The organism is Nocardia sp. NPDC005745 (assembly GCF_040630775.1).
Classification (GTDB): domain Bacteria; phylum Actinomycetota; class Actinomycetes; order Mycobacteriales; family Mycobacteriaceae; genus Nocardia.
Genome location: NZ_JBEXYF010000073.1, coordinates 1 through 8,328 on the forward strand (window position 1 = coordinate 1; position 8,328 = coordinate 8,328).

Sequence of the window (8,328 nt, forward strand, 5' to 3'; positions counted from 1 at the left end):
GGTCGACCTGGCGACGAAGACATCAACACCGCGCCAAACAGGCCCACTACCAGCGAAGACAGGCACAACATAACGAAGTGCGGCTGGAGTACTAGTACCACAATGGCACTTATTCGAGTAGCGGCCCTCGTCGCCGGTAGCGGGAGAGACGGGCTCGAGGAAGGCGGCGGCGTCCCCAGTTCGACCAAGACCCGAGGTAACGGGTGTTGCGGGACTCATAGGCGTGGGCGCCACCGATCGCAGCGGCGGGGAATCGCGATAGCGGACCGGGACGCCGCTGAGCGAAGTCGCCAACGGGTCCGGCGTGCTTCGTGGTGGTCAGCTCCAGCGGACACCAACTCTCGCCGGTGGTGTTCGACGATGCGCATTTCGCTTTCCGCCTCTACGATCCGTGGCTGGCCTACGGCCAGGCCAAGACCGCCGACGTGTTTTCGCCGTCGAAACGCCCCGGCGCTGGGCCCAGGACTGCATCACCGCGAATGCGCTCATGCTGGGCCGATCTACACCGACCGGCAACGCCACACCGGCGGGCTCGGCAGCAGCACCATCCCGCCAGAACTGATCAAACCCCGCCCAGGGCACGGCGACCTCGGTCCCGCTGGCCACCTCGGCCATGTGGTGGAACATCGGCGACGCACCCACCCCCGCACAAGCCGCGGTACCCCTCCTGAACTTGGCCCTCGACCCCATCAACCCCGACCACTACGGACAACTTGTACGCGATGGGAAAGTCCTAGCGTGGGCTCCGGTTCGGTCCGGTCGGTAGGACCGGCTCCCACGAAACCCGTACTGGCGATGAAGCTTCACGGTCGGTTACTGGACAGCTGACCCACCGGTCGCGGCCGCAGCGACTCGACGGCGGGTGCGACCCAGAGGCGGAGATATGCGCGCAGGGTTGTACCGGTGCGAGGCGGCTGGCCGGGGTCGACGACGAACGCCTGGAACATGCGGACCCGAGAAAGGGCATCAATGGTCGGGAGTGTGAGTCGGAAGGCCGCCGAGATCGCGCATTCGCTCTCCGAGACTCTGACGAAGGCCGGCAGAGCCCTCGCCGAAAACTTGCGGCGGCACAGTGGTGCGGCAGCCGAGGCCGCGGACGCTTTACCAGACCGTGACGCCGACCTTGCAGCTCAGCTCAGGCAAGCGTTGTCTGTAACGGGTGACCCCGGTCATGGGCCGCGTCCGAACAGCGACCTTTCCGTGTCGGCGCACGGCGGAGATCCGATCCCGACGCCCGATGAGATAGCTGCACATATCGCCAGAACGGGGTGGGCCACCGACCCGATCACGCTGCGTACCCATACGACCGATGCGGGAACGGTGATCCCGCCGCGCACTATCTGGGAGGGCACTGCCACCGCCCCACCCCCATTCGTACCGCGGATCTTCCGCAGCCGAGCCGGTCTGACCGAACTGCTCCAAATGCACATCGAAAGCGGTGTCCGACTCGATCGGCTCGAGTCGCTCGCACCGATCAACCCCCACTACAACTGTCATGGATACACCTTCAGCCACGACGGCGAAGCGGGGTGGCTGGCGGGGCGTTGGGTCAACGAGATCCTGTCGGACAACGGGTTCCGCAGAGTGGCCGATATCGGTGCGGCGGTTCCGGGGGATGTGGTGGTCTACCGGAACGCCGACTCCGTCGTCACACATTCTGGGGTGGTCGCAGACGTGACTTCTGGCGAGGTCTATGTGGATTCCAAACAGGGCCCGCTGTCGGTGGTGCGGCACCGACTCCGCGAAGTCACCGAAATGTATGGTTCGGATGTGGCCGTATACCGCACAGAACGCCCGGATGGCAGGTTCCTCACACCGGTCGAGAACTCTGGAGAGCCGGCGCCGCCGTGGCCTCCTGCCTCCTCCCCTCACGACTCGTAGGCTGACTGCAGGTCAGGGCGGTGTTGAACGCGCGATTCGGAATCCGACGTCGTCGATTTGGAGCGTGGGGTGGCTGCGTCGTCGCACCGAGGCTCGGCAGCTCCAGTGTTCGTCGAACCAGCCGCCGCCTCGAAGCACGCGATAACTGCGGTACACGTCGGGGTCGTAGATGTCCCAGCACCATTCCCACACATTGCCGAGCATGTCGTACAGTCCCCAGGCGTTGGGCTGCTGCGTGCCGACCTCATGCACGCGACCGCCGGAATTCGCACGGTACCAAGCGATCTCGGCGATTTGGCCGTAGCGCGGACCGGTGGTGGTGCCCGCACGGCACGCGTATTCCCATTCTGCTTCGGTAGGAAGTCGAAACCCATCGGCCGATCCGATCTGGTCGACTTCCTCCTCACCAGCGACGATGCGGTACGCAGGTGTCAGGCCGACTCGCTCGGACAACGCATTGCAGAAACGAATCGCATCGCTCCACGACACGCTGTCGACCGGCAACCGGTCGCCTCGAGTGCCACTCGGCCACTGGCCGGTGACCTGGGCATATTGCGATTGAGTCACCGAGACAGCCGCCAGCCGAAAGGCGCCGACTTCAACCGACCAGCTGCGTTGGGTCCGCCGATCAGAGAGCTCCACGCACCCAGGCGGTATATCGACCATCTCGATTCCCACGCGCATGTTCACGCAGGAATGCTACCGATACGAGCGAGTTTCTTGTCGCAGGCCAATACGGCGGCGAGGGTGAGGAAGCCGAGGTAGTGGGTGGCCTTGCGGTCGTATCGGATCGGGAACCAGATCGCCTCCATCGATCGTGCTGATTCGATGCCCTTGCGAGCGATCCGGACCGCGATTGCGGATTCGCTGATCCCGCCCACATAGCCGTCGGGGCGGACGAGTACATAGGTACCTACGGCCACGGCGTAACCGTCACATGCCGACAGGAAGGTGTTGATGTGCGAGGTGGGCGACTTCGATAGGCGGAGCTGCGCGCGGTGGGGCCCGTAAGCACGGCGGCGCGCATGAGGTGATCGCATCGCCGACCGCACCACGGAGGCTGGTGCGCAGCAAGTCCGGAACGCTGCCGCACCGAACGCATGTCAGTCAACCGGTGGCGAAGAACGATGCGGATCCGGACGCCGGACGAGCGCGATTGTGCTGCCCGCGAGCGGCAGAACTGTTCGCTTGTAGTGACCCACCGGACGGGTCCTTTCCTTGATCATCTCCGACCATAGGTAAGGCGCATCCTCGATGGCGACCGTCGGATGACTTCCCGATATAATACGTGGCTGCTTACGATACACGAATGCTTACAATCTGCCAAGTGCACCGCATTCGACAAGTCACGCTGACAACGGATGTGCCTACGCGGCGCAGGCAAGATCGTGGCGGGACCTGCCCCGGGAGCGTTCGGGCCGTGGCAGACGGCGTGTAAGCGGCACCGCCACTATGCCGCGGACGGCACATGGGATCGGGTGTCGACCGCTCTGCTGGCGTTGGCCGATACCACTGGTGATCTGGACTGGGTGGCCTCGATCGACTCCACGACTGTGCGGGTGCACCAGCACGGCGCGGGCGCCCTGCGTGACTCGGTGTCGGGGTGATTACCTGCTGATCACGCGATAGGGCGCTCACGCAGTCGGCCGACGACCAAAGTGCACCTGCTCACCGATGGTTGGCCGTGGCCTGGCAGTGCTGATCACACCCGGCCAAGCCGGCGATGCACCGATGCTCGCGCCGTTGCTGGAAGCGGTCGCGGTGCGCCGCCTCCAGGGCGGCCCGCCACGGCGCAACCCGCAGGTGGTGATCTACTCGAACAGTTCACCAAAGCCGTCCTCTAGACGGCGTTGCACGAGGCGATGACCGAACACCGCCTTCGTGATCACTTTGCCGTCCGCTGAGAGTCCGCGATCCCGGTGAGGATGCGGCGCAACCCGTTCGAGAACTGTTCGGCTGGGCTCATGTCGGCAGATTTGGTCATGCGCGCAACCAAGGGATATGCGCCGCTCTCGATGACCTTGTGCATGTAAGGGGCGACGGCGGCGCGCCACTGGTCCTCGGTCTGACCGGTGCGCCGCTGGGTCTCTTTCTCGGCGAGCTCGCGCATGACCGCGCCGCGCACGTAATCCCTGATCAGCCCGACAGCCGAGGCCGCGTCGGCGATGTCCGAGGTCAGCGGCGCGGCTGCGGTGAGGGCGCGCTCCAAGCCGCGCAGCCAGTTGGGGCCCAGCGAAGGCCGGGTGGCCAGCAACGGGGCGAGCCAGGTGTGCCGCAGCCACAGCTCGCGCTCGTGGTGGGCGTACGCCTCGAGGTCGGCGCGCCAGTCTCCCGTCAGCGGCACGTGGTCGTCCTGCACCGCATCGGCCATGAGGTCGAGCAGGTCGTCGCGGCTGTCCACGTAGCGGTAGAGCGAGGTGGTACCGGTCGATAGTTCGGCGGCGACGCGGCGCATCGACAGCGCGTCGAGCCCCTCGGCGTCGGCGATGGCGACCGAGGTGTCCACGATGCGCTCCACGCTCAGGGCCTGCCTTTTCGACCGGTACGGCTCACGTTCCCAGATAAGCGACATGGACAGAGTCTACCGAAGTGGATACAGTGTGCCCATGAACGGGCACACTGTATCCACTGATGTTTTGATCGCCGGCGGCGGATCCGTAGGGCTGATGCTCGCGGTGCTGTTGCGCCACCACGGCGTCAAGCCCCTCGTCGTCGAGGAGAAGCCGGAGCCCTCGCCCCACCCCAGGGCCACCGGCATCGGGTCGCGGTCGGTGGAGATCCTGCGCGAGGTCGGTCTGGATCATGCGGTCAACGAGGCCGCGGTCGACTTGCGGGCGGGGAAGATCAGAGGGCGCACGCTCGCCGAGGCCGACTTCACCGAAGGCGTGGAGTGGAAGACGAAAACCGCGGCCGAGCTCACCTACACACCGGCCAGGATCCGTGGCACCTGCGGACAGAACCTGCTAGACCGTGTGTTGATCACCAAGGCCGGTGACGTGGAGTTCGGCGTGGCGCTCGACTCGTTCGAGCAGGATTCCGGCGGCGTGACGGCGACCCTGTCCGACGGGCGTGTCGTGCGGGCGCGCTATCTGGTGGCGGCCGACGGTGTGCGCAGCCGGGTTCGGCAGGTCCTCGGCATCGGCCTCACCGGTCCCGGCGTGATGGGCCGGGAAACGACGAGCGTCCTGTTCGACGCTGATCTGCATCCGCGTGAGCCGTTCGCGATGTGCAATATCGAGCATCCGGACGCGACCGGCCTGCTGGTGACCGTCGACGGTGAACGCGAGTGGGTCTTCCTCACCGCCCTCGACACGGAGCCGACTCCCGACCTCATCCGCACCGCGCTCGGCGACCCGTCGATCGAGGTGCAGATCCGCAGTGTGCTGAGGTTCCGGGGTCGCGGCCAGGTGGCCGATCGTCTCTCGGTCGGGCGGGTCTTCCTGGTGGGCGACGCAGCGCACGCCATCCCGCCGCTGGGCGCGTTCGGGCTGAACACCGGCATCGCCGACGCACACAATCTGGCGTGGAAGCTGGCGCACGTACTGCGCGGTGAGGCCGGACCCGAACTGCTGGAGACTTATCACACGGAACGCCATCCGGTAGCCCTGATGACGATGGAGCAGGCACGCCTGCGGTTCAACGATCCGTCCCTGCACTGGGGCAAGGACATGGCGCAGGCGCGCAAGGCGGCGGGGGCGATCAACGCGCCGGTGGTGCACTTGGGCTACCGGTACGGCGGCGCGGAACTCCCCTCCACCGAGGACGTCGCCCTCGACCTCGACGGGTCGCCGGGATCCCGCCTGCCGCACATGTGGGTGGCCGACGGGGTGTCCACGCTGGATCTCGTCGGATCACAGTGGTGCGTGCTCACAGCCGATCCTGGCGTGGAGGCCGACGTTCCGGTGCACGTGGTGGACGGCTGGCCGTACGGGACGGTGCTGGTCCGCCCCGACGGTTTCGTGAGCAGTTCGTACCGCTAGCGCGCGCCCTGCACTGTCGCAGGCCGCGGTTGGAAACGGCTGACGTGCGCTTACGGGAGATCAACGGGTCGAGCGCCTTCCGACCGTGGTCGAGAGCTCACAGGCCCGGTCGCCGACGTGCGGCCGGGTCGCTGTCGGCCTGGTACCGGCGCAGCCCCGTTCCATGCACAGCAGCGGGAAGGCAACCTAGTCTAGCCGCGTCGCGGGCGCTGCCTCCACGTCCGCGGCCGCGTGAGGACAGAATTCCCGAACAGCGATGCGGCAAGCAAGCCCCGGGTGTGACCGTTCCCCCGTGACGACGCGCGCAGGGCGGTGGCCGGGCGCTGCGACCAAAACTTGCGCCGAAAACCTTGGATTCCAGCAATCGTCGCAACGGCAGAATCGTTCGGGGACGTCGCAGCGCGCATCCGGTATGGCAGGCCGGTTTCTACTGCAATCGGTGCGGTGTGGCGTTTTGGCCACACTCTCCGGCACCGGGTGTTCCCGCTCGCCAGGCATTCCTCCCGCAGCACTTCCGCTGGTTGGTGTGGAACACCGGTGGCTACGCCAACGCCCGAATTCCGGGGCTCGGCGACGGTCGCGTCGCAGAGCGGGCAGCCAGCCATGGCAGCTTCAGATCTGAGGGATGCGAACGTCTCAGGTCGGTAGCCGCACCACGATGGGGTCGATCTCAGTCCGCAATCCTCGCCAGCTCGGATGCCGCAGCGCGCAGACGAACTCTCGATATTCGACGGTGCCCACCAGTTGTGGTTTCACCCAGCGCGCCGCACTCACCCGCCAGGAGGGTGCCGGTCGGTCGAACGGACTGTCGGTTGTGGTCAAGTCCATCAGCCGCTCGAGCAGTGCCCGGTTGCCATGGTGAAGCCCGTGCCGACGTGCCCAACGTAGACCAACCTGCCCGACTCGTCGTAGGCACAGAGGAGCCGAGCGCTCCACGCTCTCCGCCACTGCTGTTAGGAACTCAGCCTGTGATGATCACGGCCGTCGTCCGGCGGATCGCCGTCTTCAACCACAGGCGCGAGCGCGTCGTCGTCACCGAACTCCACAACCGGCCCCCCCAAACGTCTCGGCTGGCGCAGCCCTGCCGAAACGCCTGAGCAGCTACTCTCAGAGCCAGACTGCAATCCACCCGGGGTTGCGTTGGCCAGTTGAATCCCCCCGCGCGGAAGTGCCTGTATCTGGTCACCCGATCTCTCGACCCGACCGGCGCCGATCGGGCACGATGGACTATGCACTGAGAACCCGCGGTCGACGATTGCGGCTGCGTCTGCCCTTGCGCGGTGCGGTGCCAGCAAGCCAGTACTTTACGCTGTCGCAGCGGACCTGTTGGTGCTGGGCGCTGGTAAGTGGATGACGCGCTGCTCCCATTCACCGTCGAGGACGTCGGCGCGCCATCGCTTGTTCCAGCCGAACGGCATCAGATGCACGCGCTCACCGCGTCTTTCCAGCCGATCGGAAAGATCCGACAAGACTTTCTCGGCGACCGAGACGTCGGGCCGATTGTCCGGAGTGGCCAAGTGCGAAAAGCCGTTGATGACGATGGAGGTGGCGTCCGTCTTTGTCACGACGCGCCGGATCATCTTCGTGGCCAATGACAAAGATGAGAGGTCACCGCGTTCCACGCCGATCATCAGCGCGAGGCAATGTGCAAAAGACTGTGGTACCCCCAGTTTCGTGGGCTCAAGCTTTACGGCCGACGGGCCTGCCGTGGTAACGATATATTCGAATGTCCGGCAGCGGCTGATGAAGATTTTCATATGCTATCTTGTGGCGATATCGTTGGGATGAGGAATTCTTTACGTCCGGCCGGTTCGCCGGAGCGGGGCAAGAACAAGAACAGGCGATTCCCGCCCAGCTAGCGTCGTTGCCGCCGATGCCTGCGGTCTTGCATAAGGCCTCCAGGCCCCAGCCTTCAGGGTCCGAGGAAGAGCTGCTCACACGGTAAGCGAGGCAGCGCGCGAGACGGATCGAAGGGACCGGGAGTGAACTCGATTGTGAACCATTTCTTTCGGCCCCAATCGTGGATCACATTGTGCACCGCCGCTACGGAGGCGACGTAATCGAACGCGACGTTCGCCAACCAAATGCGTAGTTGCATATCACCTTCCTGCGGTATCCACCCTTCTGCGCTCATCGAATAACACCTCCTTCATCAATTGGACAGGTCGCAGCGCTGCAGCAAACTCGGCGCCCTCTCCACGGCACCTGGCACTACTGCGATTCTCGACGATTTCATGCGACAAAGGCGGAGGTGAGATAGCATCTTGCAATCGGTGACCGAAATTATGTAATCAGCCTCTGCGTCGACTGGGCTCTAGCCTTTTGTCGACACTGAACAAATATCCCGCATCAATAGGCATCCGTAACCCGGCCTAGGTTCTGTCTCCCAATCGACCGAACAGGGTGTTCGGAGTGCCTCGTTCGTGCATCATGTCCGCTGTGTCGAGGCTGACGGTTGATCGGTATC

General features: G+C 65.0%; 7 protein-coding genes and 1 pseudogene. 3 read left to right on the plus strand and 5 right to left on the minus strand.

Going from position 1 to position 8,328, the window contains the following annotated elements:
* Positions 1-981 precede the first annotated feature (981 nt).
* Positions 982-1,881 (plus strand): hypothetical protein, encoded by a 900-nt coding sequence (locus ABZ420_RS35550; RefSeq protein WP_357132468.1) that lies wholly within the window; start codon positions 982-984, stop codon positions 1,879-1,881.
* A 12-nt stretch (positions 1,882-1,893) separates the two neighbouring features.
* On the opposite strand, the gene ABZ420_RS35555 is transcribed toward ABZ420_RS35550, so the two are convergent.
* Both ABZ420_RS35555 and ABZ420_RS35560 read right to left on the minus strand, forming a co-directional pair.
* On the minus strand, positions 1,894-2,547 hold the full coding sequence (locus ABZ420_RS35555) for a formylglycine-generating enzyme family protein (RefSeq protein WP_357132484.1): 654 nt from the start codon (positions 2,545-2,547) through the stop codon (positions 1,894-1,896).
* A 20-nt stretch (positions 2,548-2,567) separates the two neighbouring features.
* Positions 2,568-2,804, minus strand: a complete 237-nt coding sequence (locus ABZ420_RS35560) for a hypothetical protein (protein ID WP_357132471.1) — start codon at positions 2,802-2,804, stop codon at positions 2,568-2,570.
* A gap of 465 nt (positions 2,805-3,269) precedes the next feature.
* Between ABZ420_RS35560 and ABZ420_RS35565 the strand changes: the two genes are divergently transcribed.
* A complete protein-coding gene (locus ABZ420_RS35565) occupies positions 3,270-3,488 on the plus strand; it encodes a hypothetical protein (RefSeq protein WP_357132474.1) in 219 nt (72 codons plus the stop codon).
* A gap of 278 nt (positions 3,489-3,766) precedes the next feature.
* Here ABZ420_RS35565 and ABZ420_RS35570 read toward each other — a convergent pair whose 3' ends face one another.
* Complete coding sequence (locus tag ABZ420_RS35570; protein WP_357132477.1) at positions 3,767-4,453, minus strand: TetR/AcrR family transcriptional regulator; 687 nt, start codon at positions 4,451-4,453, stop codon at positions 3,767-3,769.
* A 34-nt stretch (positions 4,454-4,487) separates the two neighbouring features.
* Between ABZ420_RS35570 and ABZ420_RS35575 the strand changes: the two genes are divergently transcribed.
* Positions 4,488-5,861 (plus strand): FAD-dependent monooxygenase, encoded by a 1,374-nt coding sequence (locus ABZ420_RS35575; protein WP_357132479.1) that lies wholly within the window; start codon positions 4,488-4,490, stop codon positions 5,859-5,861.
* A gap of 636 nt (positions 5,862-6,497) precedes the next feature.
* On the opposite strand, the pseudogene ABZ420_RS35580 reads toward ABZ420_RS35575, so the two are convergent.
* Positions 6,498-6,754: pseudogene (locus ABZ420_RS35580) on the minus strand (hypothetical protein).
* Between the two features lie 411 nt (positions 6,755-7,165).
* Entirely contained in the window at positions 7,166-7,618 is a 453-nt protein-coding gene (locus tag ABZ420_RS35585) for a threonyl-tRNA synthetase editing domain-containing protein (protein ID WP_357132481.1), read from the minus strand.
* Positions 7,619-8,328: the final 710 nt, after the last annotated feature.